Origin of the sequence: Streptomyces sp. TLI_185 (assembly GCF_003814765.1) — a bacterium.
GTDB lineage: Bacteria > Actinomycetota > Actinomycetes > Streptomycetales > Streptomycetaceae > Streptomyces.
In genome coordinates, this window is sequence record NZ_RKRB01000001.1 from 3,559,856 (window position 1) to 3,586,505 (window position 26,650).

Sequence of the window (26,650 nt, forward strand, 5' to 3'; positions counted from 1 at the left end):
AGACTCTGGTACCAGCCTGGGAACGGGCGCACGCTCAAAAGCGTGACCGAAACCATCGCTCCACGCACCGTCCGATCGCCGGCCGCGTCACCCACGCTCGGCGGCCTCGGGCTCTTCACCGTGCTGCTGGCAGCGGCACTTCCTCTCATCGACTTCTTCATCGTCAATGTCGCGCTGCCGACCATCGGCAGGGATCTGCACGCGAGTGAGGCCGTTCTCGAGCTTGTCGTCGCGGGGTACGGGCTCGCGTACGCCGTCCTGCTCGTCCTGGGCGGACGGCTGGGCGATCTGTTCGGGCGGCGGCGGTTCTTCCTCGGCGGTGTGGCGGCCTTCGGGCTGACCTCGCTGGCCTGCGGGCTCGCGCCCAACGCCTGGGCCCTGGTCGCGGCGCGGGTCGCGCAGGGTGCGGCGTCCGCCGCGATGCTGCCGCAGGTGCTCGCCACCATCCAGGCGGCGACCTCGGGACAGCGGCGGGCGAAGGCCATGGGCCTGTACGGCGCCACGGCCGGGCTGTCCATGGTGGCCGGGCAGATCCTCGGCGGGGTCCTGGTCGCCGCCGACATCTGGGGCACCGGCTGGCGCTCGGTGTTCCTGGTGAACGTGCCGGTGGTGATCGCGGGCCTGGTCCTCGCGGCCCGTGCCGTCCCGGAGACCCGCTCCCAGCACCCGGAGCCGGTCGACGGCCCCGGCACCGTCCTGCTCACCGCCTCCCTTCTCGCCCTGCTGGCCCCGCTCACCGAGGGCCGTTCGGCGGGCTGGCCGCCGTGGACGTGGCTGTCGCTGGCGGCGTTCCCGTTCGTCGCGGCGGCGTTCTACGCGGTGGAGCGCCGGGCGGACCGCCGGGGCCGTACGCCGCTGGTCCCGCCCAGCCTGTTCGCGCTCACCTCGCTCCGTCGCGGGCTGGTGATGATCGTGCCGTTCGGCGTCGGCTTCAGCGGCTTCATGTTCGTCGTCGCGGTGGCGCTGCAGCGGGGCGCCGGGCTGGGGCCGGTCCCGGCGGGGCTGGCGCTCGCGCCGATGGCGGTCGTCTTCTTCTTCGTCTCGCTCGCCGGGCCACGGCTGGTCGCGCGGTACGGCACCCGGGTGGTGACCGCCGGTGCTCTGATCCAGGGGGCGGGCATCGGACTGATGGCGCTGGCCGCCTGGCGGTCCTGGCCGGACCTCGGCCTCGTCGAACTGCTCCCCGGAGCGGCCCTCGCCGGCGCCGGTCAGGCGCTCCAACTCCCCATCATCTTCCGGGTCGTGCTGTCCGAGGTGGAGCCCGCCAGGGCCGGTGTCGGCAGCGGCGTGATGATGACGACCCAGCAGTCGTCCCTGGCCCTCGGGGTGGCGGCCCTCGGCACCCTCTTCCTGTCCCTGGTCCCGGCGCTGGGCATGCGGGACGCCCTCGTCGCCACGCTCGTGACCCAGCTGGGCTGCGTGGCCCTGACCTGCCTGCTCAGCCTGCGTCTGCCGCGCACCATCGGCTGACGCCCGCGCGATCCTGTGTGGAATCGGCTACGGCTTGGTCAACTCGCCGTGCAGAAGTCCCTGTTGATGTTGGTCTTGCTGCACACTCCTGTGCCGGAGGCGAGACATCATGCTGGAGATCAACACGAGCAAGGTGAGCCGCTGGGACCAGCACGGGCGCGAGCACGTCGTCCGAGTGCAGCGCAAGGGCGCGCAGCGCATGATCAGATGTGACACGTGCGGCTGGCGCAAGGGTGCGCAGTTCCTGCCCTGGCTGAAGGCGGAGGAGCATCTCGCGGAGGAGCACCAGGCGACGGTGGATCCGTCGGGGGCGTCGGACGCGTAGGGCTCCCGGGAGCGGGCGGCCCGATGACTTTCCGCCGTCCCGGGAGTCGTACACAGGACGACCGCCCAGACCGGAAGGCCGACCGATGAGTACTCTCCACGACACCCTGCACCGGCACGTCGACGACGGAACCGTGCCCGGCGCCGTCGCCCTGGTGGCCCGCGGCGACGACGTCGAGGTGGTGACCGTCGGCTCGGTGGACACCGACGGCACCGCCCCGATGGCCCGGGACTCCCTCTTCCGTATCGCCTCCATCACCAAGCCGATCACGGCGGCCGCGGTCCTGATGCTGGTGGAGGACGGGGTGCTCGGGCTGGACTCACCGGTGGAGGAGTGGCTGCCGGAGCTGGCGAAGCCGGTCGTGGTCCGCACCCCTGAGGCCCCCGTCGACGACGTGGTCCCGGCGGCCCGCCCGATCACCGTCGAGGACCTGCTCAGCTCCCGCACTGGCTGGGGCTTCCCCGCCGACTTCTCGCTCCCGGCGGTGCAGTCCCTGTTCACAGTGCAGAAGGACGGCCGGCACCTCCAGGACTGGCCGGACCACGACACCTGGCTGCGCCTCCTCGCCCAGGTGCCGATGCTCCACCAGCCGGGCGAGGCCTGGCTCTACGGCACCTCGTCCGACCTGCAGGGCATCCTGGTCGCCCGGGCGTCGGGCCGTACGTTCCCCGAGTTCCTCGCGGAACGGATCTTCGAACCGCTGGGCATGCAGGACACGGCGTTCGAGGTCCCGTCGTCGAAACGGCACCGCTTCACCTCGTCCTACGCCCCGGCCGAGGACGGCACCCTCCACCTGGCGGACACCCGGGACGGCGGCTGGAGCCGCGTCCCGCGCTTCCACTCGGGCGGCGGGGGCCTCGTCTCCACGGCCGACGACTGGCTCGCCTTCGCCCGTCTGCTCCTGAACGCCGGCACGGGCCCCGACGGCCACCGGCTCCTCTCCCCCACCTCGGTCAGCCGTATGACGACCAACCACCTCACGGCCGAGCAGCGAGACGCCGTCCCCCTCTTCCTGGAGGGCCAGGGCTGGGGCTACGGCGGCCAGGTCGACGTCACCCCGGCAGACCCCTGGAACGTCCCCGGCCGCTACGGCTGGGTCGGCGGCACCGGCACAACGGCCCACATCATCCCGGCCACCGGGACGGTGGCGATCCTGCTGACGCAGGCGGGGATGTCAAACCCGACGCCGACACCGGTGATGCGGGACTTTTGGCGGTGCGTGGCGGAAGGCTGACGCCTGCTCAGCGGGCCGGGCGGGGCCGGTGGCTAAGCGGGCCGGCGACGGCCGTGCCCCAAAGGGGCGCGGGGCTGCATTGAATATGCGGCTTCCGCCGCGCGGGCGCGACCAGCCACGACGGTCCCGCAGCCAATCGACGGCCCGTCACGGCACATCGCCCCGGAGCCGCTCAGCGCCGCAGGCCTCGCACCAGCAGATCCACCACCGCCTCGAACTCCCCCTCCACACCCGGCCGTTCCCACTCCTTGGCGTAACCCGGGTCGTGGAAGCGGCCGGTGGCCTGGAAGAGCGCGCGGGCGGCGGTCGCCGGGTCCGCGACGGCGAAGGTGCCTGCTTCGACGCCCGCCCGCACGATCTCGGTCAGCTGGCCGGTCAGGTCGGCGATATGGCCGCTGACCACTTCACCCGCCTCACCGGTCAGGACCGAGTACGTGGCGAACAGTTCGGGGTCCTTGCCCGCCTTGCGGCGCTTGGCCGCGAAGAGCGCCGCGAGCCATTCCCGCACCCGGGCCTCCGGGTCCCGCTCCGCGTCCGCGGCGATGCCGGCCAGGTCCTGAGTCGCACGGTCCAGCCACCGCTTCGTCACCGCCTCCCGCAGCGCCGCCTTCGTACGGAAGTGGCGGTAGACGCTGCCATGGCTGACGCCGAGCGCACGGGCCACGTCGACCACGGTGGCCTTGGCCGGGCCATGGCGGCGCAGCACCTCCTCGGTCGCCTCGAGGATGCGCTCGGCGGTCAGGGTCTCGCTGGTCGCAGGCATGACTAGACGGTACCCGGCACCCTGATCAGCGCTCGCTGTCGAGCATGGCCATCTGGGCGGGCGCATACCGCTCGCCGGCCGCCGCGTCCGCGGGTACGGCGGACTCGATGGCGGCGAGGTCGGCCGCGTCCAGAGTCACGTCAAGCGCCCCCAGGGCCTCGCCCAGCCGCTCGCGGGTGCGGGCGCCGACCAGCGGCACGATGTCCTCGCCCCTCGACAGCACCCAGGCGATGGCGATCTGCGCGACGGAGACGCCCTTCTGCTCGGCGATCTTGCGCAGGGACTCGACCAGCGTGAGGTTGTGCTGGAGGTTGTCGCCCTGGAAGCGGGGCGAGTGGGCGCGGAAGTCGGTCGCGGCGAACCCCTGGCCGGCCGTGACATGGCCGGAGATCAGCCCGCGGGAGAGCACGCCGTACGCGGTGACCGCGATGCCCAGTTCCCGGAGGGTGGGCAGGATCTCCCGCTCGGGGCCGCGGGAGATGAGCGCGTACTCGATCTGCAGGTCGGCGATCGGGGCGGTGGCGGCGGCCCGGCGGATGGTGTCCGCGCCGACCTCGCTGAGGCCGATGTGGCGGACGTACCCCTGCTCGACCAGTTCCGCGATCGCGCCGACCGTCTCCTCGATCGGCACGTTCGGGTCGAGGCGGGCGGGGCGGTAGACGTCGATGTGGTCGACGCCGAGGCGCTGGAGGGAGTACGCGGCCCAGTTCTTTACGGCGCCGGGGCGCGCGTCGTAGCCGTGCCAGGCGCCGTCCGGGCCGCGCTGGGCGCCGAACTTCACGCTGAGCAGGGCGTTCTCGCGCAGGGCTGGCGGGGCGGTGCGCAGGGCCTCGCTGATCAGCAGTTCGTTGTGGCCCATGCCGTAGAAGTCGCCGGTGTCGAGCAGGGTCACGCCGGCTTCCAGGGCCGCGTGGATGGTGGCGATGGACTCGGCGCGGTCCGCCTCGCCGTACATGCCGGACATGCCCATGCAGCCGAGGCCGAGGGCGGAGACCTGGGGGCCGGTGGTTCCGAGGGATCGGGTTCGCATCGTCATGCCTCCAGCCTGACATGACAGATGACAGATTTCAATATCTGTCATTCCAACTCCCCCGCCCACCCTCCACAGGCTGGTCCAGACCTATTGACGAGAGGTCTGGACCAGAGCACTGTCATGCCTACGACACCTCACCGATCCCCCACCGGGAGGCCCGATGCTCCGCCGCACCCTGGCCCTGCTCGCCACCGCGCTCGCGACCGCGGCCCTGACCCAGCTCCCCGCCGCCCCCACCGCTTCCGCCGCCGACACCTGCGCGGTCAGGTCGAGGCCCGCCGGAAAGGTCCTCCAGGGCTACTGGGAGAACTGGGACGGCTCCGCGAACGGCGTCCACCCGCCCTTCGGCTGGACCCCCATCACCGACTCCCGCATCCCCGCGCACGGCTACAACGTGATCAACGCCGCCTTCCCGGTGATCCGTTCCGACGGAACGGCCCTCTGGGAGGACGGCATGGACTCGGGCGTGAAGGTGGCGACGCCCGCGGAGATGTGCGCGGCGAAGGCGTCCGGCCGGACGATCCTGCTGTCCATCGGCGGAGCGGCGGCGGGCATCGACCTCGGTTCGACCACGGTGGCCGACAGGTTCGTCTCGACGATCGTCCCGATCCTGAAGAAGTACAACTTCGACGGCATCGACATAGACATCGAGACGGGCCTGGTGGGCAGCGGGAACATCACCCAGCTCTCCACATCCCAGGCCAACTTGATTCGCATCATCGACGGGATCCTGGCGCAGATGCCGTCGGGCTTCGGTCTCACGATGGCCCCGGAGACGGCCTACGTCACCGGCGGCAGCATCACCTACGGCTCGATCTGGGGCGCGTACCTGCCGATCATCAAGAAGTACGCCGACAACGGCCGCCTGTGGTGGCTGAACATGCAGTACTACAACGGCAGCATGTACGGCTGCTCGGGCGACTCGTACCAGGCCGGCACGGTGGCGGGTTTCGTCGCCCAGACCGACTGCCTCAACAAGGGCCTGGTCGTGCAGGGTACGACGATCAAGGTGCCGTACGACAAACAGGTCCCCGGCCTCCCCGCCCAGCCGGGCGCCGGCGGCGGCTACATGTCACCGTCGCTCGTCTCACAGGCCTGGAAGCACTACGGCACCGCGCTCAAGGGCCTGATGACCTGGTCGATCAACTGGGACGGCTCGAAGAACTGGACGTTCGGGGACAACGTGAGGACGCTGCAGGGTCGTTGAGCCGAGGGTGCCCCCTAAGGGGGCGCGGGGCTGTATCGATCTGCGGCTCCACCGCGTGGGCGCGACCGGCCACGACGGCGCAGCAGGCGCGACCAGCCCCCACGAGCCCGCAACCCATCGTGGCACCCCCGCGGAGCGACTAGCGCACCGTCAGTGCAAGCTTGGCCCCCAGCGCCACAAACGACCCCGCAAACCCCCGCCGCAGCCAAGCCATCACCCGCGGCCGCGAGGTGACGCGACTGCGGACCGACGCGGCGAGGATCCCGTACGCGGCGAAGACGACGAAGGTCGTCAGCATGAACACGCCGCTCAGCCAGAGCATCCGCGGCAGCGCACGCGGCTCATTCGGGTCCACGAACTGCGGCAGGAACGCGAAGAAGAAGATCGTCAGCTTCGGGTTGAGGATATTGATCAGCACGCCCCGCACGATCACGCGTCCCGCCGAGCCGGGGGCGGCCTCCTCGTCGACGGCGATCGCATCCTTGTCCCGCACGGTCGCCCAGGCCATGTAGAGCAGGTAGGCGACACCCGCGTACTTGAGGATCTGGAAGGCGGCCGCACTGGCGTTGAGCAGCGCGGCGAGACCGGTGACCGTGGCCAGCACATGCGGCACGATCCCCAGCGTGCAGGCGAAGGCCGCGACGACACTCGCGCGACGGCCGCGGGACAGACCGGCGGCGAGGGTGTAGACGACGCCGGTGCCGGGCGTGGCGACGACGACAAGGGTGGTGAGGAGAAAGGCGAGACTCATGGGGCCAGCCTGGTAACGGAACGGCCCCCGATACAGGACCAATTCAGGGTCTGTATCGGGGGCCACCACGAGTCTTTTCAGCCCGTTGGGGTCCCCCCACGCCCTTAAGGCAGTGGGGGAGTTTGAGGACGAGGCCCCTTCAGGGCCGAAAGCGGGGGTCTGGGGGCGGCAGCCCCAGAGACGCCCGCCCTGACGGACCTAGGCGCCGACGAGCCGCCCGGCGAGGTAACCCTCGATCTGGTCCAGCGACACGCGTTCCTGCTTCATCGAGTCACGCTCACGCACCGTCACCGCATTGTCGTCCAGCGTGTCGAAGTCGACCGTCACGCAGTACGGCGTACCGATCTCGTCCTGGCGCCGGTAACGGCGGCCGATCGCGCCCGCGTCGTCGAACTCGATGTTCCAGTTCTGGCGCAGCGCCTGGGCGAGCCCCTTGGCCTTCGGGGACAGCTCGGGGTTGCGGGACAGCGGGAGCACCGCGACCTTCACCGGTGCCAGGCGGTGGTCGAGGCGCAGCACCGTGCGCTTCTCCATCTTGCCCTTGGCGTTGGGCGCCTCGTCCTCGACGTACGCGTCCAGCAGGAACGCGAGCAGCGCACGGCCGACACCGGCCGCGGGCTCGATGACGTACGGCGTCCAGCGCTCGCCGGCCTCCTGGTCGAAGTAGGAGAGGTCCTGGCCGGAGGCCTTGGCGTGCGAGGAGAGGTCGTAGTCGGTGCGGTTGGCGACGCCCTCCAGCTCGCCCCACTCGTTGCCGCCGAACTGGAAGCGGTACTCGATGTCGGCGGTGCGCTTGGAGTAGTGGGAGAGCTTCTCCGCCGGGTGCTCGTACCAGCGCATGTTCTCCTCACGGAGACCAAGGCCCGTGTACCAGTTCCAGCGCTGCTCCATCCAGTACTCCTGCCACTTCTCGTCCTCGCCCGGCTTGACGAAGAACTCCATCTCCATCTGCTCGAACTCGCGGGTGCGGAAGATGAAGTTGCCGGGCGTGATCTCGTTGCGGAAGGACTTGCCCATCTGCGCGATGCCGAACGGCGGCTTGCGGCGCGAGGTGGTCTGCACCTGGGCGAAGTTGGTGAAGATGCCCTGCGCGGTCTCCGGGCGGAGGTACGCGATCGAGCCGGAGTCCTGCGTCGGGCCGAGGTGCGTGGACAGCAGACCCGAGAACTGCTTGGGCTCGGTGAACTGGCCCTTGTTGCCGCAGTTCGGGCAGTTCACGTCCGCCAGGCCGTTCTCCGGGAGGCGCTTGTGCTTGGCCTCGTAGGCCTCCTCCAGGTGGTCCGCGCGGAACCGCTTGTGGCAGGAGGTGCACTCGGTGAGCGGGTCCGTGAAGGTGGCGACGTGGCCGGAGGCGACCCAGACCTCGGGGGCCAGGATCACGGACGAGTCGATGCCGACCACGTCCTCGCGCGACGTCACCATGTAGCGCCACCACTGGCGCTTGATGTTCTCCTTGAACTCGACACCCAGCGGCCCGTAGTCCCAGGCGGCGCGCTGGCCGCCGTAGATCTCACTGCAAGGGAATACGAAGCCACGGCGCTTGCTCAGGCTGACGATGGTGTCGATCTTGTCGGCGGCCACGGTGCTCTCTTCATTACGACGACGGGCGACGAAGCGAGACGCTTCAGAGCGAATGCTTCAGGGTACCGGCGGGGGCTCCCCCTCAATCAAATCGGTTCGGCTTAGGAGCCTTGCACGAGCCTTTACCCAGCTTTGTTGACAACGGTTTCCATGTTTGTTGAAAATGACTGTCATGAACGTACGACGACAGCACATATCCGGCGTGGCCATGACGGCCGTCGCCGCACTCGGCCTCGGCACCCTCTCCGCCTGCTCGGGCGCGAACGCCGCTACGGGCAATACGGACAAGTTCGACGTCGTCGCGTCGTTCTACCCCATGGCCTTCCTCGCGGAGCAGATCGGCGGAAACCATGTGCACGTCACGGACCTGACCCAGCCCGGGCAGGAGCCGCACGACCTGGAGATCAGCGCCCGGCAGACCGCGCAGCTCCAGGAGTCCGACGCGGTGCTCTACCTCAAGAACCTCCAGCCCGCCGTCGACGACGCGGTGGCCCAGTCCGAGGTCAAGACGAAGATCGACGCCGCCTCCCTCACCTCGCTGGAGAAGCACGGCAACGAGGTCGGCGGCCACGCGGCCTCCCACGACAGCTCCAAGAACGAGGAGCTGGCCGGCCTCGACCCCCACATCTGGCTCGACCCGGTGCGGTACGCCCAGGTCGCCAAGGGGGTCGGCGCCGCCTTCGCGAAGGCGGACCCGGACCACGCGGCCGACTACAAGAAGAACACCGCGGCCCTGGTCAAGAAGCTCGACGCGCTCAACACCCGGTTCAAGGACGGCCTTTCGGGCGCGAAGTCCAAGGTGTTCGTCACCACGCACGCCGCCTTCGGCTACCTCGCCGAGCGCTACGGCCTGACCGAGGAGGCGATCAACGGCCTCGACCCCGAGTCCGAGCCGAGCGCGGCCCGCGTGAAGGAGCTTGAGAAGATGGCGAAGGCCGACGGAGTCACGACCGTGTTCTACGAGACGCTCGTCAGCGACAAGACCGCGAAGACCATCGCCGCCGACGCCGGACTGAAGACGGACGTCCTCGACCCGATCGAGGGCATCACGTCGAAGTCCCGCGGCAAGGACTACTTCTCGGTCCAGGAGGCCAACCTCAAGGCGCTGCAGACGGCCCTGGGATCCAAATGACGTTTACGGAGGACGACATGGGCGTGGGCGCACTGGGCGATCCCGGCATCGAGCCCGTCATAGCGATGCGCGGGGTCCGCGCCGACCTGGGCTCGCGTCCCGTCCTGCGCGGGATCGACCTCACCGTGGCACGCGGTGAGGTCGTCGCGCTGCTCGGCGCCAACGGCTCCGGCAAGTCGACCGCGATCCGCACGATCATCGGCCAGGTGCCGGTGAGCGCAGGCGAGGTCGAGCTGTTCGGCACGGAGCGCAGGCGGTTCCGGGACTGGGCGCGGGTGGGGTACGTGCCGCAGCGCACGACCGCCGCGGGTGGCGTCCCCGCCACCGTCACCGAGATCGTGTCGTCGGGCCGGCTGTCCCGGGCCCGCTTCGGGGTGCTGCGCAAGGCGGACCACGCGGCCGTACGCCGGGCCCTGGAGCTGGTCGGCATGGCGGACAGGGCCAAGGACTCGGTGAACGCCCTCTCCGGCGGCCAGCACCAGCGCGTGCTGATCGCCCGCGCGCTCGCCGCCGAACCCGAACTGCTGATCATGGACGAGCCGATGGCGGGTGTGGACCTGGCCAGCCAGGAGGTGCTCGCGCAGACGCTGCGGGAGCAGGTCGCGGCCGGTACGACGGTGCTGCTCGTCCTGCACGAACTCGGGCCGCTGGAGCCCCTGATCGACCGCGCGGTGGTGCTCCGCGACGGCTGCGTCCTGCACGACGGCCCGCCTCCGCAGGCCGTCGGCCAGCACGCGCTGCCCGGCCACGACCACGTACACCCCCACGAGCACACGCCCGTGCGCACCGGCCTGCTGAGCTGATGGATCTGTGATGGACTTTCTCGACTTCGCCTTCATGCAGCGGGCCCTGCTCGCCGCCGTCCTCGTCGGCATCACCGCCCCGGCGATCGGCATCTACCTCGTGCAGCGCCGCCAGGCCCTGATGGGCGACGGCATCGGCCATGTGGCGATGACGGGCGTCGGCCTCGGCTTCCTGCTCTCCGCGTCCCCGGTCTGGATGGCGACCCTCACCTCCGTGCTCGGCGCGGTCCTGATGGAGCTGATCCGCTGGTACGGCCGCACCCGCGGCGACATCGCCCTCGCGATGCTCTTCTACGGCGGTATGGCCGGCGGCGTGATGTTCATCAACCTCGCGCCGGGCGGCTCGAACGCCAACCTGACCTCGTACCTCTTCGGCTCCCTGTCGACCGTCTCGGAGTCGGACGTGACGGCGATCTGCCTGCTCGCGGGCTTCGTGGTGCTGGTCACCCTCGGTCTGCGCCGGCAGCTCTTCGCCGTCAGCCAGGACGAGGAGTTCGCGCGGGTGACGGGCCTTCCGGTGCGCGCCCTGAACCTCCTCACCGCCGTCACGGCGGCGGTGACGGTGACGGTCGCGATGCGGGTGGTGGGTCTGCTGCTGGTGAGCGCCCTGATGGTGGTGCCCGTGGCGGCGGCCCAGCAGTTGAGCCGCAGCTTTGCGGCGACGTTCGCGATCGCGGTGGCGATCGGGGTCTCCGTGACCATCGGCGGCACGATCACGTCGTACTACCAGGACGTGCCGCCCGGCGCGACGATCGTGCTGCTGACCATCGCGGCCTTCATGGCGCTGACCGCGCTGGCGGCCCCGCTGGCCCGCCGCCGCGCCCGCGCCGCAGCGGCCGGACAGCCCGCCGGCGACCCGGCGGAGTGCGCAATTCCGGCCGCGCGGGCCACCGAGGGGAAGGTCGGCGTCTGACTGCGCACAGGCCGGGCTGGCACAATGGCCCGGCAAGCGCAGACGCAGGAGCTCGAGAGAGCCGCAGGGGTGTGCCGGTGTCGAGGCCACGAGCGCGCGGAGGCCCGAAGGGCTGAGCGCGGTCGTGGCCTCGACACCGGCACAAAGCGCCCCGTAGGCGAACGAGCCAAAAAGAGGAGGAACCGGTGACGACCGCTGGACCGCCCGTGAAGGGCCGCGCCACCCGGCAGCGTGCCGCTGTGGCGGCGGCGCTCGACGAGGTCGACGAGTTCCGCAGCGCGCAGGAACTCCACGACATGCTCAAGCACAAGGGCGACTCGGTCGGCCTGACCACGGTCTACCGCACCCTCCAGTCCCTCGCCGACGCCGGCGAGGTGGACGTCCTGCGCACCTCCGACGGCGAGTCCGTCTACCGCCGCTGCTCCACCGGCGAACACCACCACCACCTGGTCTGCCGAGTCTGCGGCAAGGCGGTCGAGGTCGAGGGCCCCGCCGTGGAGAAGTGGGCGGAGGCGATCGCGGCGGAGCACGGATACATGAACGTGGCGCACACGGTGGAGATCTTCGGCACGTGTGCGGAGTGCGCGGCGACGCAGAAGAACTGAGCCCTCAGACGCGGGTCAGGTTGCGGTCGAGGATCTCCCGCAGCCGGTCCGCGTCGGCGGGGTCCTGCAGGCCGCGCTTGGGCAGGACCGTGAAGCAGGTGGCGTTCTTGTCGTCGCTGAAGGTGAAGAAGGCGTCCTTGGTCTCCCGATAGCGGGGCTGCGCGGCCCAGTTGACCGAGGTCGTGCTGTTGTCGGTCGTCATCGTCAGCCCGGCGTCCGTCACCGTCGCGCGGTACGTGCCGTTGCGAGCGGCGATCTTGAGGACCGTACGGGCCTGCAACTGCGGCATGAGGAGCAGGAGTCCTGCGCACAGCGGCAGCCAGATCAGCGGAAACCAGTCGATGTGTCCCCCGGCGAGCGCACCCGCGATCTCGATGACGAGGGCTACGGCGATGAAGCCGATCGCCCACCTCTGTATCTTCCCCGCCCGGTTGAACCGCCTGCGCTCCCGCAGCGCCCCCGAGAAATCCCCCGCGACCGGCTGGTACACCAGCTCGACCACGCCCTGTTCGGCGTCCCGCCCCATGTCCATGACCATGAGGCGGGATAGTACAGGCGCTTTTCGGCCGCCAGGTGATCAGCTTCGGCCGAAGCTACGAGGTGGCCGGCCCGCCCCGCATGTCCCGCTCCATGGCGAGCAGTTCCTCGTTCGGGACGGCGCCGCCGAAGCGGCGGTCGCGCGAGGCGAACTCGACGCAGGCCCGCCACAGGTCGCGCCGGTCGAAGTCCGGCCACAGCACGTCCTGGAAGACCATCTCGGCGTATGCGCTCTGCCAGAGCAGGTAGTTGGAGGTGCGCTGCTCGCCGCTCGGCCGCAGGAACAGGTCCACGTCCGGCATGTCCGGGTAGTAGAGGTACTTGGCGAGGGTCTTCTCGGTGACCTTGGAGGGGTCGAGGCGCCCCGCCTTCACATCCTCGGCGAGCGCCTGCGCGGCGTCCGCGATCTCGGCCCGCCCGCCGTAGTTCATGCAGAAGTACAGCGTCAGCCTGTCGTTGCCCTTGGTCTGCTCCTGGGCGACCTGGAGCTCCTTGGCGACCGACTTCCACAGCTTGGGCATACGGCCCACCCAGCGCACCCGGATGCCGAGTTCGTCGAGCTGGTCGCGGGTCTTGCGGATGAAGTCCCGGTTGAAGTTCATCAGGAAGCGGACCTCTTCGGGCGAGCGCTTCCAGTTCTCGGTGGAGAAGGCGTAGAGGGAGATGTTGCCGACGCCCATCTCGACGGCGCCCTGGAGAACATCCAGCACACGCTCGGCACCGACCTTGTGCCCTTCCGTCCGCGGCAGCCCGCGCTCCTTCGCCCACCGGCCGTTCCCGTCCATGACGATCGCCACATGGTTCGGGACCAGCTCGCCCGGCAGCTTCGGCGCGCGGGCGCCGGACGGGTGCGGCTCCGGTGCCTTGTACTCGCGGCGCTGGCGTCCCAGGATCCCGCGTACGACCATGTGCTTCTCGTCTCCTCTACGGCTTACTTCTCTACGTAACGCAGCGAACGCAGCCCGCGTTCCAGATGCCAGTGCAGATACGCGGACACCAGCCCGCTGCCCTCCCTGACATACCGCGGCTCGCACGCATCCGCGGTCTCCCAGTCTCCCGTAAGCAGTGCGCCCAGCAGTTCCAGGGTCTGCGGCGAGGGTACGACGCTGCCGGGCACCCGGCAGTCGACGCAGACGGCTCCGCCGGAGGCGACCGAGAAGAACCGGTTCGGCCCGGGCATTCCGCACTTCGCGCAGTCGCTGAAGGTGGGGGCGTAGCCGTTGACGGCGAGGGAGCGCAGGAGGAAGGCGTCGAGGACGAGGTGGGGGGCGTGCTCGCCGCGGGCCAGGGTGCGCAGGGCGCCCACGAGCAGCAGGTACTGCTGCACCGCCGGCTCGCCCTCGTGGTCGGTGAACCGCTCGGCGGTCTCCAGCATGGCGGTGCCCGCGGTGTAGCGGGCGTAGTCGGCGACGATCCCGCCGCCGTACGGCGCGATGGTCTCGCTCTGCGTGCACAGCGGCAGATGGCGCCCGACCAGCTCACTGCCGCGCGCGAAGAACTGCACGTCGACATGGGAGAAGGGTTCGAGCCGGGCACCGAACTTGGACTTGGTACGCCGGACCCCGCGCGCCACGGCCCGCACCCGGCCGTGCCCCCGGGTGAGCAAGGTGATGATCCGGTCCGCTTCCCCGAGCTTCTGGGTCCGCAGGACGATGCCGTCGTCCCGGAAGAGACTCATCGCCGACCCCCGCAGGGCTCCGGCCGGTCTTCGTCAGGGAACAGACTCATGAGGTCCATTCTCGCGTACGGCCGGGCTCAGCGGGGACGGTCGGGGTGGCTGATGGTGTCCCAGGGGGCCAGGTTCCACGGGCTGGCCCGGTTCGCCGGGTCCAGGAGGGCGCGCAGATGCGCGTCGGCGGCGGACTGCGGGGCGGGGAAAGCCGCCTCCTGGGTGCCGCGCAGCCCGTCCCGCCACACGGTCCGCCCCAGCAGGTAGTGATCGGCGTACTCCTGCCAGGAGGCGTACGTCCCGACGACCGCCGGCACGATGTTCTTCAGCGCCGTCCAGGCCTCGGCCTCGGTGACCATCCCGCACCCGAAGCCGAGCCGGGCGATGTCGGCGTAGAGGGCGGCGTCCCAGGCGAGCGGCGAGACGCCGAGGAGCTGCCTGGCCCGCGCGCGGTAGCCGCTGCGTGACAGCCCGTCCAGCCGGTCGGTCAGCTCGGCGCGCGAGGTGATCTCCCACTGCTCGGCCAGCCGGCTGCGGGCGCTGTCGTCGTCGATCCGCGTGAACGGGTACAGGGTGGTCCGCGAGGCGCTGCGGTCCCGGCTGACCGGCGCGCTCAGCGACACCATCCAGAGCTGGTGTGCCGTGAGCGGGTCGGGGTAGCGCCGCGCAGCCCGCGGCTTCAGCCATCTCCATATGCTCGGCAGACTCATGCGCCCGCACCTTACTCAAGGCACTTCACCCCGGCTGCGGGCGTTGGCGTACGCGGTCGCCGCGCTCAGCCGCTCCGCCTGGGTGGCCCCGCGCACGGCGGCGGGATCGGCGTCCCACTCCCTGCCGCCCCCGTACGGTCTCAGTTGCACGTACGGCCCTTCGTGCCCCATGACGATTCCCACCTTTCCAGTACGCGTGTCCACGACATGAGCGCCGACGGGCGGTTTCATTTCCTCTCCTTAACGACCGTAACGAACACGACTCATAATTGCGGGCACCGTGTCCGTTGCGCCTACAGCGTGCTCCCCTTTCCTTTTGAGTTTCACGCTTTTCGTCTCCGGCGTGGGCCGCTGCGCCTACACTCGGCAGGAGTCTGTGCTCCACAAGTGCTGGCCAGGGAGAGGCGGTTGAGCCATGGCCAACGCTTTCGCACGCGTCACGGCCCGCAATCCGTGAGTTCGAGCAGGCCTTTCGAAAAGCCTCAGCCCGAAATCGCGATGCGCATTAACCAGGCCCTGCAAACCGACGGTATTTTCGAGCGGTTCACGGAGTTCGAAGAGGCGCCACCGGCCGCCTATACGAAGAAAGCAGTCACAGCAGCGGCGAGGGCGGGGTCACTCGGCCACCCGGCGCAGCCGGCGGCGGACGCTCCCCAGTTCCGGCTCGGGCTCATGGTCCGGCTCCGTCGCCGCCCACAGCTCGTTGAACAGGTTGACGCGGTCCTCGACGTGCTCGTGCTTCATCCTCAGCATCGTCATGTCCGGCCTGACGTGATTGTCCGGCCGCGTCTCGTAGGACAGCTCCCCGTCGAAGATGATGAAGTCCATCACCGTGCCGCCCGGATCCAGCTGCGACTGCACGCCTATACGCGCGTCGATGCCGTACCTGCGCTGCCGCGCGCAGAGTTGCTCCAGGGCTTCGGTGACCTCCTCCGGCTCGTCCACGAGGAAGAGGCGCCGGACCTCGACACCCCGGGTCTTGATGGCCTTCTCCTGCGCGCTGAGATACCGCTTCGCGGGCTCACTGGCCCAGAAGTCCCGGTCGACGGTCGTGCTCGTGGCGTACAGGGTCTTCTTGACGCACAGGGCGAGGTCGATCAGCCACTCGTGGTTCTCGAACGAGGAGTCCGCTCTGCCGCTGATGAGGTCCTCCATCAGCTCGGCGAGCCGCTTCAGTTCCTCCTCGGCGAAGCTCTTCACGATCCCCGGCGCCTCGTCACCGACCTGGGTGTACGCCTTGACCAGCCGGGTCACTTCCTCGGAGCGCAGGACGGAACCGTCCACCTTGCTGAACAGCTCCGTAGCCTCGTTGATCTTGGCGAAGCTCTGGTCGACCGCGGTGCGCATCTCCGCATGGTGGTTGGCCAGGCTCTGCTTCATGTCGTCGATGTGCCGGCGCTGGCTCTCCTCGACCACCTCGAGGCGCTCCCCGAAGTCCACGAGGTACTGGACGATCAGCGTGGCGCTGCCGAGGACGATGGACGCCACCCACTGCCAGATGTCGTTGTTGTCGCCGTTCAGCAGGATGGTCAGCAGGAAGGCGCCGCCCGCCGCCGACGCCGTGATCAGGATCTTCCAGAACAGCTTGGGTATGCCCTGCCGCTGCACCCTCGCTCCGTTGTCCCCGGACCCTAACGACGCTCCGCTCATGTCTCTCCCCCGTCGGGTATGTGGTTGGTGCCGCCCCTCAGCTCGTACTCAGTGCCTGGTGCAGCAACGGTATGGCCTGGACGGCCAGTTGGTCCCGGATGCGCTGGACCAGGTTCTGCCACTGGCGTGTGAACCCCGGTTCCCGCTCCAGCACTTCCCACAGGTGGACCAGCGAGCGGTCCACCTGCGCGTGCGGCATCCACAGATGCAGCAGATGGTCGACGGCCGGGCGCAGTGCCTGGACCGCGGCGCGCCCGTCCGCCGCGGCGAGCCGACTGCTGTCCAGCATGTGCACCACCGTCGTCAAAAGCCAGTCGTGCAGCGCGAGGTCCTCGCACAGACCCGCGGCCGCGGAGACCGGTGTGTTCTCCGGCAGCCGCAGCTCCACGGTCCGCAGCCCGTCCTCGGCGAGTGTGAACCGCGTCAGTTCCGCCCGCTCGCCCTCCGGGATCCGGCGGGCGGCCCAACGCAGGTGCGTGCGACGGGACTTGAAGGGGACCTTGCGATCGAGGAGCGGGTGGCGCAGCAGCCGCGTCAGCAGGGACTCGGCGATCGTCCCCAGGTCGAGTTCACCGCGCCCTGCGCCGCGCAGCACGCCCTCCGCGGTGGCCTGTTCGGGCAGCTTCCCGAACGGCTCGACCACACCGGGCCGTACCAGGTAGTGCCCCCAGGGGCGGCGTGTGTCGGGGCCCGCGGCCGGTGCGCTGAAGTACGCGGTGGACTGCAGCAGACGGCCCTCGGTGAGCGCCACGCGGGTGGCCACCGTGCCGACGGCCCGGACCTTGGCGCCGTTGGAGGTGGGCAGCCGGCAGTCCACCCCGGTCAGCACCTCCGGGGACAGGGCGTACAGGTTGGGCCGCTCGGAGACCCGGACGTGTTCGTCGGCGCGCAGTCTGAGCAACTGGGCGGCGGCCCGGCCGTCCAGCGCCTGGAAGGACGGCAGCAGACAGGTACGCACCTCGCCACAGGCGAGGACCGGGCGCGCGGGCTGTCCGAGGGCCGTCGTCATGTCAGGGCCCCTCGGTGGCAAGGGCGTTGACGGGCTCCTCGTAGAAGACGTACGTCGCGCGCTGGGCGACCGCGGCCGGGACCGCGAGCCCCTCCCGGGCCGAGCGCTCGGCGACCTGCCTGAGCGCCCCGGAGTCGACTTCCGTCTGGTCGAGGATGAGCCGCACGGCGTCCTCGACGGCCAGGAAACGGTTCGGCATCAGGGTGCAGGTGCGGTAGGCGCTGAAGGCCGCGGCCTGCGGGTTGAGCTGGAGCAGGGGCGGCAGCCGGTCCCAGTCCTGCGGGAAGTCCTCGCCGTTCCAGGGGCGCGGGACGAGCACCGGCTCACCGAGGTGTCGTAACAGCCCGAGCCTGGCCAGCTGCCATACGGCGGCCAGGAACGGGCAGGACCACAGCCGCCGTCCGTCCTTCTCGGACCACAGCTCGACGTCCATGAAGACGGAGTGGTTGCGGGCCGCGGTCTCCTGGGGCGGCTGCCAGCCCCTGACCTCGCCCAGGGCGGCGCGCTTGGTGGTGGGGGTGCGCTGTCCGTTGGCGAGCCAGCCGGTCTGGCTGACGGACGGGCGGGAGCCGTAGCTGCCCGGCGGCGGCGACTCGACCAGGCGCTGCATGACGGACTCGGCGAGTTCGATCCGGTCCGCGACCGCGCAGCCCGACTCGCGGGCCAGGTAGTCGATGACCAGGCCGGCCTTCTCGGCCTCCTTCAGCACCAGCGGGACGAGTTCGGCGGGTGTGGAGAAGCGCGTGAAGTAGTCGTCGATGAGGAAACAGGTGCTGATGCGGGGTCGTTTGCCGCCGGTGCGACGGGCGGCGGAGGCGCGGGCGGCGTCCACCCACAGCCGCACCTCGGCGAAGTGCTCGCGCAGTCGCTCGGGGCCCGCCTCGAAGTCCTCCATGTAGAGGTGGCCCAGCTCCAGGGAGAGGTGGGACAGCGGCACGGACTGGGTGCGGAGCTCCGCCGTGGTCTCCCGGAAGACGGCCTCTCTCACGCCTGCTCCCAGTACTTGTCGTCGGTGAGCCGGGCGGCCAGCTGGTTCAGCGCCCGCCAGGTCTCCATGTTGGCGATCTGGCTGTCGAGCACGTCCTCGTCGGTGATGAGCTGCTCCCGCCACTGCAGGACCGGTTCGAGGGGAATGGAGCCGAGGACCTGGCTGTAGCCGATGCCGTGCGTCGAAGCGAGCTGCTTGAGGTCGCTGTCGGTCTTGCGCATCCACGCCGACTGGGTGGGCGAGACCTGCGACCACAGCGGCGACTCGGGGTCGGGTACGGCGGCCCGGACGAAGCGGATGGCGCCGCGCAGCGCCTCCTCCTCGTGGCCGCGGTCGACTCCGCCGGCAACGATGCCGCGCTCGCCGAAGACCAGGCCGGCGGCGGCCGCCACATGCTGGCGGGTCCAGCGGTGGAAGACCAGCCAGCGGGCGGTGATCTCCCGCATCTCGGGCTGTGCGGTGGCCTCCAGGACCATGTCGACGGCGTAGGAGCGGCCGGCGCTGAGGTCCACGACGACCAGGTCGAACTCGTAGTACAGCTTCATCAGCAGGTCGACGCAGAGCCGCACGTGGTCGCCGGTGGTGGCGAACTCGCCGCCGCTGACGTCGCCGGGCATCAGCACCAGCCGGCCGCAGCCGGGCGGCGGGTCGCGCAGCACCTGGTGCTCGGTCCTGGCCCAGACGTCGATGCGCTCCGGCTCGCCGACCTCCCCTATCAGGTAGGAGTGCAGACCGCGGTCCTCGACGGCCGCGCGGGCGTCGGCCACGTCGAAGACGGCCGAGGCGGTGGGCGAGCCGAAGTCGAAGTCCAGGTAGCAGACGTCGTCCCCGGCCAGCGCACGGTGGTAGGCGAGGTTGGCGCTGGTGACCGAGCGGCCCGTGCCTCCCTTGTCGGAGGCGGCGAAGATCAGCACGCGGTCACCGTCCCTGGGCCGCGGCTTCGCGAGCCCGGGTGAGCGAGTCGAGTTGTCCCAGCACGTCGAGCGCCAACGCGTAGGCGGTGCCCGGCTGTTGGTCCAGGAGACTGCGGGCGCGGCGCAGCTTGACCTCGATGTTCCTCAGTTGCATGCCGTGCCGGCCGTCGTCGGTGGGCGCGGGTTCCATCTGTTCGTTGCCCAGGAGATGCGCGGACTCGCTGAGCAACGCGCCTGCCAGTTCGGAGAGTTCGGGGCTGCGGACCGGGGGCTGCCGGTACATCTGGTGGACCTGGACCATCACCTCGGCGACCCGCTCGGTGATGTTCCACGACACCGGCACCTTGCGCGTGACGATCTCCGCCTCGGGATAGGCGGCGTGGACGTAGTCCCACAGGCCGGTGCCCTCGCCCTCCCGGATCCGGCGGCGCCACATGTGGTCGAAGACGTCCTCGGCGAGTCTGAGCAGCCGGTCGTGCGAGTCGAGGTTGCGGGAGAGCGCGCGCAGCTGGATGGTCCGCTTCAGCAGCTGCGCCGAGAAGTCGTGCAGGGACCACGTCATCGGCGGGCCGAGCCGCTCGCTGCCCTGCAGGGGCAGTTTGACGCCCGCGTTGTGCAGCTCGTAGACCGTGCGGTCGTCGCGTGTCATACGGCTGGTGATACGGCCGCGTTCGGCGAGGCGTTCCATGACGGTGACGGTGCGGGCCAGGTCGTCGTCGGTGGCCCGGCGCCGCATCAGGTCGTGGACGAGGATGGCGGCGACGGAGAGGGAGAAGTACTCGGACTCCAGTTCCTGTCCCGTCGTACGCCAGGGGATGTCCTCCAGGGGCCAGCGCTCGGGGTCGAAGCGGGCGATGCCGGACCAGTACTGCTGGGTCAGCTCCCAGCGCAGCCGGAGCGCCTCGGCGAGCTTCTGCTGTTCGGTGTTGAGCAGGCCCAGGGTGAGGGTGCGCTCGGAGAACAGGTCCTGGATGCCGTCGAGGGCGACCACGGTGAAGTAGAGGTACGGCACGGGGTCGGCGGCGCCCTTGGGCTGCGGCCCGACGGGTTCGTCGGTCTCGACCTCGGGGGCGTCCTTCACCAGGCTCCACGACCAGCCGCACTCGAAGAACTGGTTCTCGTCCTTGAGGCCCGCCTGGACGTCGATACCGAGGGTGAGGCTCTCCACGATCGCGGCGCGCAGCGCGCGGAAGCGGCTCTGGTACATGTTCAGTACCTGCCGCTGCGACAGCCGTCCCTGGCCGAGGAGTTCGACCAGGTTGCGGCCCTGGGCGGAGTCGGCGTCGAAGGCGTTGACGGTGAAGGAGCGCAGCAGGCTCACCATGGCGGCGGTGAGCCGGTTGCTGGTGGCCGAACGCAGCTCGGCGATCGTCTCCTGGATGTCGCTGCGTCTGGTCCTGGTCTCGTAGACCTTGAGGAAGCCGAGCGTGGCCAGGCAGAGGGTGATCGACATGGAGAAGGAGTCGACCACGCCGAGCTGGCGCTGTTCCTCGGTGGGCTCCCCCTGGGTCTTGTCCGCGGAGCCGAAGTAGTAGCCCCCGGCGAAGGTGGGTCTCTTGTCCTCGCCGGTGTGGGTGCGCATGAACTCGGACGCGGCCTTGACGAGGTTGGCCGGGAGGTCGAGCCGCCCACCGGCCTTCCTCAGGGCCTGCTGGACGTCCTCCTGTGTGGTGTCCGGGTCGTCCAGCCGGAACGCGGGGATCTCCGTGGCCGGGTACAGCAGGCAGAGCAGCCGCTCGGCGTCGGCCACGCTGCTCAGTCCGCCCCACTCGCCCCAGTCCCACTGCTCCCGCTCGAAGGAATGGCGGGCGATGGCCTGCCAGATGTCCAGCAAATGCTGGCGTGGCTTGATCTGCATCCCATGCCCCTCACACAGGCCGCACTGCCGTCATTTGAGGAATGACCCTTTTCTGTTGTGAAGATTTTTCGACGTGGAGCCACTGCTCGGAGAACCACTGGTCAAACGGCCGGAATGCCTGCGTCCGTATTCCGTCGCCAACCGTAGGCCAGGATCATTCCCGAATACCCGTCGCGCACACCTGCCACAGACTTGAGCCGCTGCACCTCGAAGCTGCCCGCGAATGGTGCGAGACTCGCGCGCACCTGGGATTCTCCCACGTCACAGGCCGGGAAGAACTCTTCCCCGGCGTGATAGCCCTTCGAATGTTCCATGAAGGCGGCGGCGAAGGGGGCACCGGGAGTCAGGGCGCACATGAAACGCCTCACCCCCAGGTTGAACTCCTGGTGGGAGGTGGTCATCGACTCGGCGACGAAGAACATGGTCCCCACGGACCACCGCCCACCGAAGCGCTCGAGACCGAAGATGTTGCCCTGCTCGACCTTGACGACCTTGCGGAACCGCTCGCGGGGGTCCAAGTAGAGGGAGCCGTACGCCTCGTGCTCGCACAGGGCGTTCCAGAACGGGTCCCAGTTCTCGTCGTAGCCGCCCGCCTGACGCTCGAGGTACTCCACGTTCGCGAGCGAGTGCTCGAAGAGGGTGATCTCGTCGCACCAGGGCAGCATGGAGAGCGCGGGATAGAGATTCGCACCGGCACCGACGTCGATGCCGTAAACCGGGCCGACGCCCTGCTTCCGGAAATGACCGCCGAAATGACCCCGGATGATATGCAGGATCTCCTCGTCCTCCGCCTGTAAGAAGCGGTAGTTGTGCCGAACGTAGGCGATCGGGTCGAATGAGTCCCAGGGCGCGTCCGCATTCTTCACCTGGGCATCCCCCGACGATCTCAAGGTCATTTACCTACGGTACCAACACCGGAGGCCCTCCGGATCCCCCTGAGGTCAATGTCCCGAGAATTACGTCATGTCCCCGGCAGCGGGACGGGGCGCACTGGGGGCGCACCGGGGCGAATGCATTCGTGCGGCCTGATCGGGCCTTGAACGGCCGGATTGTCCCGCTCAAGATGGTCGGAACTCTGCCGAACACACCAGAAAGGCAGACAACAGGCGTCTCACCCGTACCACTCGTACGGGTGTCAACGCGCCCTTGACTCCCAACCCGCAGGGGGCGGTATGACGGCTCTTCCAGAGAAACGTTTTCCTTCCACGGTCGACCGCACCGACCGCATCGACCGCCCCCTGACCATGAGGGGCGTCGTCGAGGCCGACCTGCCCGAACTGCACCGCGTCGACAGGGAGGCCTTCCCCGAGGAGCCGTACCACTACTTCGAGCTGCGCCAGAGTTACGACATCCACGGCGACCGCATCCTCGTCCTCGACGACGGCCGGAACCTGCACGGCTACGTCCTCTTCGTCACCACCTCGGACGGCTACGTGAACTGGATCAAGAGTCTCGCCGTCACCCCCGAACTGCGGGGACGCGGGCAGGGCCGCCGGCTGATGCTCGAGGTGATACGCCGGTTGCGCACCGAGGGCGTCCACCAGGTCCGCCTGACGGTGGAACCGACGAACGCGGCCGCGATCACGCTGTACCGGTCACTGGGCTTCTCGTTCGAGGGTGAGGTGCGCAAAGGCTATTTCGGGCCCGGGGAGGATCGGTTGATCATGGCGTTGGGCCTGTGAGCCAGGGGCCAGGAGGTCAGGGGGAACAGGGGGATCACGGGGACACCAACCCCGCCTCGTAAGCCATGATCACCAGCTGGACCCGGTCCCGGGCGTCCAGCTTGGTGAGGAGGCGGGTGAGGTACGTCTTCGCCGTGGCCACGCTGATGCACAGCTCGGCGGCTATTTCGGCGTTGGACAGGCCGCTGCCGACCAAGGTGAGGACCTCGCGTTCGCGGTCCGTGATGGCCTTCAACTCCCGGCGCCCGACGGCCGGTTCGGGGCGGGAGGCGAAGTCATGGATCAGGCGGCGGGTCACGCTCGGCGCGATGAGCGCGTCGCCTGCCGCCACCACCCGTACCGCGCCGATGATGTCGTCCAGCGCCATGTCCTTGACCAGGAAGCCCGCCGCACCGGCGCGCAGCGCCCCGTACACGTACGCGTCGTCGTCGAAGGTGGTCAGGACGACCACCCGCACGTCGCTCTGCGTCTCGGTGATGCGGCGCGTCGCCTCGATGCCATCCATCCCCGGCATGCGGATGTCCATCACCACCACGTCGGGGGCGAGTTCGCCGGCCAGCCGTACCGCGTCCTTCCCCGTCGCCGCCTCGCCGACGACCTCCACGTCCTCGATGTCGGCCATGACCATGCTCAGTGCGGTGCGGATGAGTTCCTGGTCGTCGACGAGGAGGACCCTGATCGTCGGGGCCGCGGTCATCGGACTGCCACCGGGAGCGGCAGGCGGGCCGTCACGCGGAAGCCGCCCTCGGGGCGCGGGGCCGCCGTGAACTCGCCGTGCAGCAGGGCCACGCGCTCGCGCATCCCGGCCAGGCCGAAACCGGTGTCGGTCGAGCTGCCGCGCCCGAGGCCGTCGTCCGTGATCTCCACGGCGAGTTCCTCGTCGTCGCGGTAGTCGAGGGTGACCCGGCACGCGCGCGTGCCCGCATGGCGTACGACGTTCGTCACCGACTCCTGGACGATACGGAACGCCGACAGGTCGATGTCCGGCGGGAGTTGGCGTGCCTCGCCGAGGCGGCGCACCTCCACCCGTACGCCCGCTGCCGTGGTCGTGGCGGCCAGCCGGTCGACGTCCGCCAGGCCCGCGGGGGCGGCTTCCGGGCTCTGTCCCTCGTCCGCCGCCCGCAGCGCGACCAGCATGCGGCGCAGGCCGGCCAGGGTCTCGCGGCCCTCGTTCTCGACCGCCCGCATCGCCGCGAGGGCCGCCTCGGGGCGGGTCGTCGCCACGCGGGACGCCGCGCCCGCCTGGAGGGCGATGATGCCGATGCTGTGGGCGACGGTGTCGTGCATCTCGCGGGCTATGCGCAGGCGTTCGGCGGTCACCGCCTGTGCCGCGTGTTCGGCACTGAGCCGCTCGGCGTGCACGCGGGACTGGTGGGCCGAGTTGCCGAGCAGCCAGACGATCACGGTGACGAGGGCGACGGCCAGTTCGGCGGAGGTGCTGACGATCCAGTCGCGCAGCATTCGTACGGCTATGTACGCGATCAGGGTGCCGACCGCCATCGCCAGGGCGATGAGCGCGGTACGCCGTGGGTAGGTGGCCGCGACGAAGTACAGGGCCACCATCGTCGTGAGGTACTGCGCCATCGGCAGCCCGGCGACACCGAGGGTGGTCGTCTCGAAGACCGCGGCCAGGATCGTCAAGGCGGTCGCGAGCAGCGGTCTGCGGTGCAGCAGCCTGCCGCCCTGGAACGCCATGGCGGTCGACAGCACGAGGAACGTGAGGCCGTCCCAGCGGTACAACTGGGCCGCCGGCCACTGGGCCGGCGCCATCTCGCCGGGCAGCCGGAAGGTCGTGAGCAGGGTGAACAGCACGCTCGCGCACCACACGACCGCCGTCCACGCGGCCGGCGACACGCGTTTGACCAGGGGCGGCGGAGGAGCGGTGGCGGACATGCCGTGATCGTAGGCGCGGGTGCGAGGCGCGGTCATCGGCCCGTGGGCGTACAACCACGGTCGACAGCCGCCCCGTACGAGTGTCAGCGCCCGGCCGATGCCCCGCACCCGGCGCCCGCGCCACCGTGGTCCGCATGATCGCAGTCGAGCAGCTCACCAAGCGGTACGGCCCCACGACCGCCGTACGCGACCTGTCCTTCACCGTCCGCCCCGGCCATGTCACGGGCTTCCTCGGCCCGAACGGTGCGGGGAAGACGACGACCCTGCGGATGCTGCTCGGGCTCGTCGAGCCGAGCGCCGGTACCGCCGCGATCAGCGGCCACTCCTTCCGCCGCCATCCGCGCGGGCTGCGGCACGTCGGCGCCCTCCTCGACGCCCATGACGTGCACGGCGGGCGCAGTGCACGGGCGCATCTGCACGCACTGGCCCGCAGCAACCGCATCCCGCGGGCGCGGGTGGACGAGGTGCTCGCCGAGGTGGGGCTCACGGAGGCCGCCGCCCGGCGCCGGGTCGGCTCCTTCTCGCTGGGCATGAAGCAGCGGCTCGGCATCGCGGCGGCGCTGCTCGGGGACCCACCGGTGCTGATGTTCGACGAGCCGCTCAACGGGCTTGATCCGGAAGGGGTGTTGTGGGTGCGGGGGCTGTTCCGGAGGCTGGCGCACGAGGGGCGGACGGTCTTCGTGTCCAGTCATCTCATGTCGGAGATGGAGAACACCGCCGACGAGTTGATCGTCATCGGCCGCGGGGAGCTCATCGCCGCCGAGAGCCTCACCGCGTTCGCCGCACGCGGGACGGCGCCGACGGTGACCGTGCGCTCGCCGCAGGCGGGTGCCCTGGCCGCCGTACTGGAGTCGGAGGGTGCGGTGGTGGCGCCGTACGACGAGGAGACGCTGAAGGTGGACGGGGTGAGCGCCGTCCGGGTCGGCGAGTTGGCGCACGAACACCGCTTCCTGCTCTGGGAGCTGACAACGCAAGTGGCCTCCCTGGAGACGGCCTTCATGGAACTGACCGCCGACAGCGTCGAGTACGCGGCTGGAGAGACCCGATGACCACCCTCGCCCTGCCCGCCTCCCGCTTCACCGACCTGCTCGCCGCCGAGTGGATCAAACTCCGTTCCCTGCGCTCCACCTACTGGGCCTTCGGCTGCGGGGCGCTGGCCGTCGTCGGCTTCAACGCGAACGCGGCCCGCGCCGACTACGTCAACTACCCGCACTACGGCGGGCCGATCCGCGACGACTTCGTGTACTGGGCGCTGCGGGACGCCTTCACCCAGGGGTCCGCCATGATCCTCGTGCTGGTGTGCGCGAGCATCGGCGCGATCACGATCGTCGGCGAGTACGCGACGGGCCTGGTCCGTACGACGTTCACCGCCGTGCCGGACCGGCGTGCCCTGATGGCGGCCAAGGTGGTCGTGCTGACGGCGGTCATGACGCTGTTCGGCGCGCTCCTCGCGGCCGCCTCCTACGCCTCCTCGCAGGCCATCCTCGACGGGCGGGGCATGGGCGTGCCGATCAGCCACCCGGGCGCCTGGCGGGTGGTCGTGGCGTCGGCCCTGCTCGCCCCGGTGTGTGCGCTGGTCGGCATGGGTCTGGGCGCGGTGATCCGGCACAGCGCCACGACGATGGTCCTGACGACGTTCGTCCTGCTGCTCCTGCCGTCCTTCGTCACGGACCGCTACCACTGGACGGCGTCGGTCCGTCATGCCTTTCCGTTCAACGCCTGGGCGCGGATCGTGGACGTGGGTTACGGGCAGTCCCGCTACGTGCTGGTCCCGAAGTATCCGGCCACCGTCGCGGGCGGGTGGGTCGTGTTCGCGGTGTGGGCGGCGGTCGCGGCCGTCGTGGCGGTGGTGGTCGTGGACCGTCGGGACGTATGAGGAACCCTGCGTCCGGGCGGGGGTAAACCCCCCTGCCGACAAGGCAG

General features: G+C 69.9%; 28 protein-coding genes. 11 read left to right on the forward strand and 17 right to left on the reverse strand.

From position 1 onward, the window contains the following. The first annotated feature begins 42 nt into the window (after positions 1-42). The 3 genes from EDD92_RS16230 to EDD92_RS16240 all read left to right on the forward strand — a co-directional run bounded on the left by EDD92_RS16230 (position 43) and on the right by EDD92_RS16240 (position 3,029). Entirely contained in the window at positions 43-1,470 is a 1,428-nt protein-coding gene (locus EDD92_RS16230; RefSeq protein WP_123964982.1) for an MFS transporter, read from the forward strand. A 109-nt stretch (positions 1,471-1,579) separates the two neighbouring features. Next, entirely contained in the window at positions 1,580-1,795 is a 216-nt protein-coding gene (locus EDD92_RS16235) for a hypothetical protein (RefSeq protein ID WP_123964983.1), read from the forward strand. An 85-nt stretch (positions 1,796-1,880) separates the two neighbouring features. Further along, complete coding sequence (locus EDD92_RS16240; protein WP_123964984.1) at positions 1,881-3,029, forward strand: serine hydrolase; 1,149 nt, start codon at positions 1,881-1,883, stop codon at positions 3,027-3,029. Between the two features lie 172 nt (positions 3,030-3,201). On the opposite strand, the gene EDD92_RS16245 is transcribed toward EDD92_RS16240, so the two are convergent. Both EDD92_RS16245 and EDD92_RS16250 read right to left on the reverse strand, forming a co-directional pair. Continuing rightward, entirely contained in the window at positions 3,202-3,792 is a 591-nt protein-coding gene (locus tag EDD92_RS16245; RefSeq protein ID WP_123964985.1) for a TetR family transcriptional regulator, read from the reverse strand. A 25-nt stretch (positions 3,793-3,817) separates the two neighbouring features. Further along, a complete protein-coding gene (locus tag EDD92_RS16250; protein ID WP_123964986.1) occupies positions 3,818-4,828 on the reverse strand; it encodes an aldo/keto reductase in 1,011 nt (336 codons plus the stop codon). A 157-nt stretch (positions 4,829-4,985) separates the two neighbouring features. On the opposite strand from EDD92_RS16250, the gene EDD92_RS16255 reads away from it, so the two are divergent. Beyond that, positions 4,986-6,032, forward strand: a complete 1,047-nt coding sequence (locus EDD92_RS16255; RefSeq protein ID WP_123964987.1) for a chitinase — start codon at positions 4,986-4,988, stop codon at positions 6,030-6,032. A gap of 139 nt (positions 6,033-6,171) precedes the next feature. On the opposite strand, the gene EDD92_RS16260 is transcribed toward EDD92_RS16255, so the two are convergent. Both EDD92_RS16260 and EDD92_RS16265 read right to left on the reverse strand, forming a co-directional pair. Continuing rightward, the gene (locus EDD92_RS16260) at positions 6,172-6,783 is read right to left on the reverse strand and encodes a LysE family translocator (protein ID WP_123964988.1); all 612 of its coding nucleotides are present in this window, start codon (positions 6,781-6,783) and stop codon (positions 6,172-6,174) included. A gap of 198 nt (positions 6,784-6,981) precedes the next feature. Next, positions 6,982-8,364 (reverse strand): glycine--tRNA ligase, encoded by a 1,383-nt coding sequence (locus tag EDD92_RS16265; protein WP_123964989.1) that lies wholly within the window; start codon positions 8,362-8,364, stop codon positions 6,982-6,984. A 172-nt stretch (positions 8,365-8,536) separates the two neighbouring features. Here EDD92_RS16265 and EDD92_RS16270 point away from each other — a divergent pair, with 172 nt between their 5' ends. The 4 genes from EDD92_RS16270 (at position 8,537) to EDD92_RS16285 (ending at position 11,817) form a co-directional block, all read left to right on the forward strand. Next, the gene (locus tag EDD92_RS16270) at positions 8,537-9,496 is read left to right on the forward strand and encodes a metal ABC transporter substrate-binding protein (protein ID WP_123964990.1); all 960 of its coding nucleotides are present in this window, start codon (positions 8,537-8,539) and stop codon (positions 9,494-9,496) included. Then, the gene (locus EDD92_RS16275; RefSeq protein WP_260326548.1) at positions 9,493-10,299 is read left to right on the forward strand and encodes a metal ABC transporter ATP-binding protein; all 807 of its coding nucleotides are present in this window, start codon (positions 9,493-9,495) and stop codon (positions 10,297-10,299) included. The genes EDD92_RS16270 and EDD92_RS16275 overlap by 4 nt, the downstream gene beginning before the upstream one ends. A gap of 10 nt (positions 10,300-10,309) precedes the next feature. After that, positions 10,310-11,212 (forward strand): metal ABC transporter permease, encoded by a 903-nt coding sequence (locus EDD92_RS16280; protein WP_123964991.1) that lies wholly within the window; start codon positions 10,310-10,312, stop codon positions 11,210-11,212. A gap of 185 nt (positions 11,213-11,397) precedes the next feature. Then, entirely contained in the window at positions 11,398-11,817 is a 420-nt protein-coding gene (locus EDD92_RS16285; protein ID WP_123964992.1) for a Fur family transcriptional regulator, read from the forward strand. 4 nt (positions 11,818-11,821) lie between these two features. Here the strand turns inward: EDD92_RS16285 and EDD92_RS16290 are convergent, their stop codons facing one another. The 11 genes from EDD92_RS16290 to EDD92_RS16340 all read right to left on the reverse strand — a co-directional run bounded on the left by EDD92_RS16290 (position 11,822) and on the right by EDD92_RS16340 (position 22,048). Then, positions 11,822-12,355 (reverse strand): YcxB family protein, encoded by a 534-nt coding sequence (locus EDD92_RS16290; protein ID WP_123964993.1) that lies wholly within the window; start codon positions 12,353-12,355, stop codon positions 11,822-11,824. Positions 12,356-12,410: 55 nt separating this feature from the next. Continuing rightward, positions 12,411-13,262: an isoprenyl transferase gene (locus EDD92_RS16295; RefSeq protein WP_123964994.1), complete on the reverse strand. Its 852-nt coding sequence runs from the start codon at positions 13,260-13,262 to the stop codon at positions 12,411-12,413. Between the two features lie 23 nt (positions 13,263-13,285). Further along, the gene (recO, locus tag EDD92_RS16300; protein WP_030933986.1) at positions 13,286-14,032 is read right to left on the reverse strand and encodes a DNA repair protein RecO; all 747 of its coding nucleotides are present in this window, start codon (positions 14,030-14,032) and stop codon (positions 13,286-13,288) included. A 77-nt stretch (positions 14,033-14,109) separates the two neighbouring features. Continuing rightward, positions 14,110-14,733, reverse strand: a complete 624-nt coding sequence (locus tag EDD92_RS16305) for a DUF1266 domain-containing protein (protein WP_123964995.1) — start codon at positions 14,731-14,733, stop codon at positions 14,110-14,112. Between the two features lie 15 nt (positions 14,734-14,748). Next, entirely contained in the window at positions 14,749-14,964 is a 216-nt protein-coding gene (locus tag EDD92_RS16310; RefSeq protein WP_123964996.1) for a hypothetical protein, read from the reverse strand. Positions 14,965-15,348: 384 nt separating this feature from the next. Beyond that, a complete protein-coding gene (locus EDD92_RS16315) occupies positions 15,349-16,341 on the reverse strand; it encodes a DUF6879 family protein (protein WP_260326550.1) in 993 nt (330 codons plus the stop codon). A gap of 79 nt (positions 16,342-16,420) precedes the next feature. Then, positions 16,421-17,392: an SCO2521 family protein gene (locus EDD92_RS16320; protein WP_123964998.1), complete on the reverse strand. Its 972-nt coding sequence runs from the start codon at positions 17,390-17,392 to the stop codon at positions 16,421-16,423. Between the two features lies 1 nt (position 17,393). Next, positions 17,394-18,380 carry an SCO2522 family protein gene (locus EDD92_RS16325; protein WP_123964999.1) on the reverse strand — a complete coding sequence of 329 codons (987 nt, stop codon included), beginning with the start codon at positions 18,378-18,380 and terminating at the stop codon, positions 17,394-17,396. Further along, a complete protein-coding gene (locus EDD92_RS16330; protein ID WP_123965000.1) occupies positions 18,377-19,294 on the reverse strand; it encodes an SCO2523 family variant P-loop protein in 918 nt (305 codons plus the stop codon). The genes EDD92_RS16325 and EDD92_RS16330 overlap by 4 nt, the downstream gene beginning before the upstream one ends. A 4-nt stretch (positions 19,295-19,298) precedes the next feature. Next, positions 19,299-21,152 (reverse strand): SCO2524 family protein, encoded by a 1,854-nt coding sequence (locus EDD92_RS16335; protein WP_123965001.1) that lies wholly within the window; start codon positions 21,150-21,152, stop codon positions 19,299-19,301. A gap of 101 nt (positions 21,153-21,253) precedes the next feature. Then, positions 21,254-22,048, reverse strand: coding sequence for an SCO2525 family SAM-dependent methyltransferase (locus EDD92_RS16340; RefSeq protein ID WP_123965002.1), 795 nt, complete (start codon positions 22,046-22,048; stop codon positions 21,254-21,256). A 276-nt stretch (positions 22,049-22,324) separates the two neighbouring features. Between EDD92_RS16340 and EDD92_RS16345 the strand changes: the two genes are divergently transcribed. Then, positions 22,325-22,834, forward strand: coding sequence for a GNAT family N-acetyltransferase (locus EDD92_RS16345; RefSeq protein ID WP_123965003.1), 510 nt, complete (start codon positions 22,325-22,327; stop codon positions 22,832-22,834). A gap of 34 nt (positions 22,835-22,868) precedes the next feature. On the opposite strand, the gene EDD92_RS16350 is transcribed toward EDD92_RS16345, so the two are convergent. Both EDD92_RS16350 and EDD92_RS16355 read right to left on the reverse strand, forming a co-directional pair. Continuing rightward, positions 22,869-23,531, reverse strand: coding sequence for a response regulator transcription factor (locus EDD92_RS16350; protein ID WP_123965004.1), 663 nt, complete (start codon positions 23,529-23,531; stop codon positions 22,869-22,871). Then, positions 23,528-24,727 carry a sensor histidine kinase gene (locus tag EDD92_RS16355; protein ID WP_185124035.1) on the reverse strand — a complete coding sequence of 400 codons (1,200 nt, stop codon included), beginning with the start codon at positions 24,725-24,727 and terminating at the stop codon, positions 23,528-23,530. Before EDD92_RS16355 ends, EDD92_RS16350 begins: the two co-directional genes overlap by 4 nt. Positions 24,728-24,861: 134 nt before the next feature. Between EDD92_RS16355 and EDD92_RS16360 the strand changes: the two genes are divergently transcribed. Next, positions 24,862-25,776: an ABC transporter ATP-binding protein gene (locus EDD92_RS16360; RefSeq protein ID WP_123965006.1), complete on the forward strand. Its 915-nt coding sequence runs from the start codon at positions 24,862-24,864 to the stop codon at positions 25,774-25,776. Further along, positions 25,773-26,603: an ABC transporter permease gene (locus EDD92_RS16365; protein WP_123965007.1), complete on the forward strand. Its 831-nt coding sequence runs from the start codon at positions 25,773-25,775 to the stop codon at positions 26,601-26,603. Before EDD92_RS16360 ends, EDD92_RS16365 begins: the two co-directional genes overlap by 4 nt. Positions 26,604-26,650: the final 47 nt, after the last annotated feature.

Excerpts from the sequence above, each read along its gene's own strand:
- EDD92_RS16345 (WP_123965003.1), top strand. The coding sequence starts at position 22,325 with ATGACGGCTCTTCCAGAGAAACGTTTTCCTTCCACGGTCGACCGCACC.
- EDD92_RS16355 (WP_185124035.1), bottom strand. The coding sequence starts at position 24,727 with ATGTCCGCCACCGCTCCTCCGCCGCCCCTGGTCAAACGCGTGTCGCCG.
- EDD92_RS16255 (WP_123964987.1), top strand. The coding sequence starts at position 4,986 with ATGCTCCGCCGCACCCTGGCCCTGCTCGCCACCGCGCTCGCGACCGCG.
- EDD92_RS16275 (WP_260326548.1), top strand. The coding sequence starts at position 9,493 with ATGACGTTTACGGAGGACGACATGGGCGTGGGCGCACTGGGCGATCCC.
- EDD92_RS16305 (WP_123964995.1), bottom strand. The coding sequence starts at position 14,733 with ATGAGTCTGCCGAGCATATGGAGATGGCTGAAGCCGCGGGCTGCGCGG.
- EDD92_RS16365 (WP_123965007.1), top strand. The coding sequence starts at position 25,773 with ATGACCACCCTCGCCCTGCCCGCCTCCCGCTTCACCGACCTGCTCGCC.
- EDD92_RS16270 (WP_123964990.1), top strand. The coding sequence starts at position 8,537 with ATGAACGTACGACGACAGCACATATCCGGCGTGGCCATGACGGCCGTC.
- EDD92_RS16260 (WP_123964988.1), bottom strand. The coding sequence starts at position 6,783 with ATGAGTCTCGCCTTTCTCCTCACCACCCTTGTCGTCGTCGCCACGCCC.
- EDD92_RS16310 (WP_123964996.1), bottom strand. The coding sequence starts at position 14,964 with ATGAAACCGCCCGTCGGCGCTCATGTCGTGGACACGCGTACTGGAAAG.
- recO (WP_030933986.1), bottom strand. The coding sequence starts at position 14,032 with ATGAGTCTCTTCCGGGACGACGGCATCGTCCTGCGGACCCAGAAGCTC.
- EDD92_RS16290 (WP_123964993.1), bottom strand. The coding sequence starts at position 12,355 with ATGGTCATGGACATGGGGCGGGACGCCGAACAGGGCGTGGTCGAGCTG.
- EDD92_RS16350 (WP_123965004.1), bottom strand. The coding sequence starts at position 23,531 with ATGACCGCGGCCCCGACGATCAGGGTCCTCCTCGTCGACGACCAGGAA.
- EDD92_RS16340 (WP_123965002.1), bottom strand. The coding sequence starts at position 22,048 with ATGACCTTGAGATCGTCGGGGGATGCCCAGGTGAAGAATGCGGACGCG.
- EDD92_RS16320 (WP_123964998.1), bottom strand. The coding sequence starts at position 17,392 with ATGACGACGGCCCTCGGACAGCCCGCGCGCCCGGTCCTCGCCTGTGGC.
- EDD92_RS16360 (WP_123965006.1), top strand. The coding sequence starts at position 24,862 with ATGATCGCAGTCGAGCAGCTCACCAAGCGGTACGGCCCCACGACCGCC.
- EDD92_RS16240 (WP_123964984.1), top strand. The coding sequence starts at position 1,881 with ATGAGTACTCTCCACGACACCCTGCACCGGCACGTCGACGACGGAACC.
- EDD92_RS16250 (WP_123964986.1), bottom strand. The coding sequence starts at position 4,828 with ATGACGATGCGAACCCGATCCCTCGGAACCACCGGCCCCCAGGTCTCC.
- EDD92_RS16235 (WP_123964983.1), top strand. The coding sequence starts at position 1,580 with ATGCTGGAGATCAACACGAGCAAGGTGAGCCGCTGGGACCAGCACGGG.
- EDD92_RS16335 (WP_123965001.1), bottom strand. The coding sequence starts at position 21,152 with ATGCAGATCAAGCCACGCCAGCATTTGCTGGACATCTGGCAGGCCATC.
- EDD92_RS16295 (WP_123964994.1), bottom strand. The coding sequence starts at position 13,262 with ATGGTCGTACGCGGGATCCTGGGACGCCAGCGCCGCGAGTACAAGGCA.
- EDD92_RS16245 (WP_123964985.1), bottom strand. The coding sequence starts at position 3,792 with ATGCCTGCGACCAGCGAGACCCTGACCGCCGAGCGCATCCTCGAGGCG.
- EDD92_RS16280 (WP_123964991.1), top strand. The coding sequence starts at position 10,310 with ATGGACTTTCTCGACTTCGCCTTCATGCAGCGGGCCCTGCTCGCCGCC.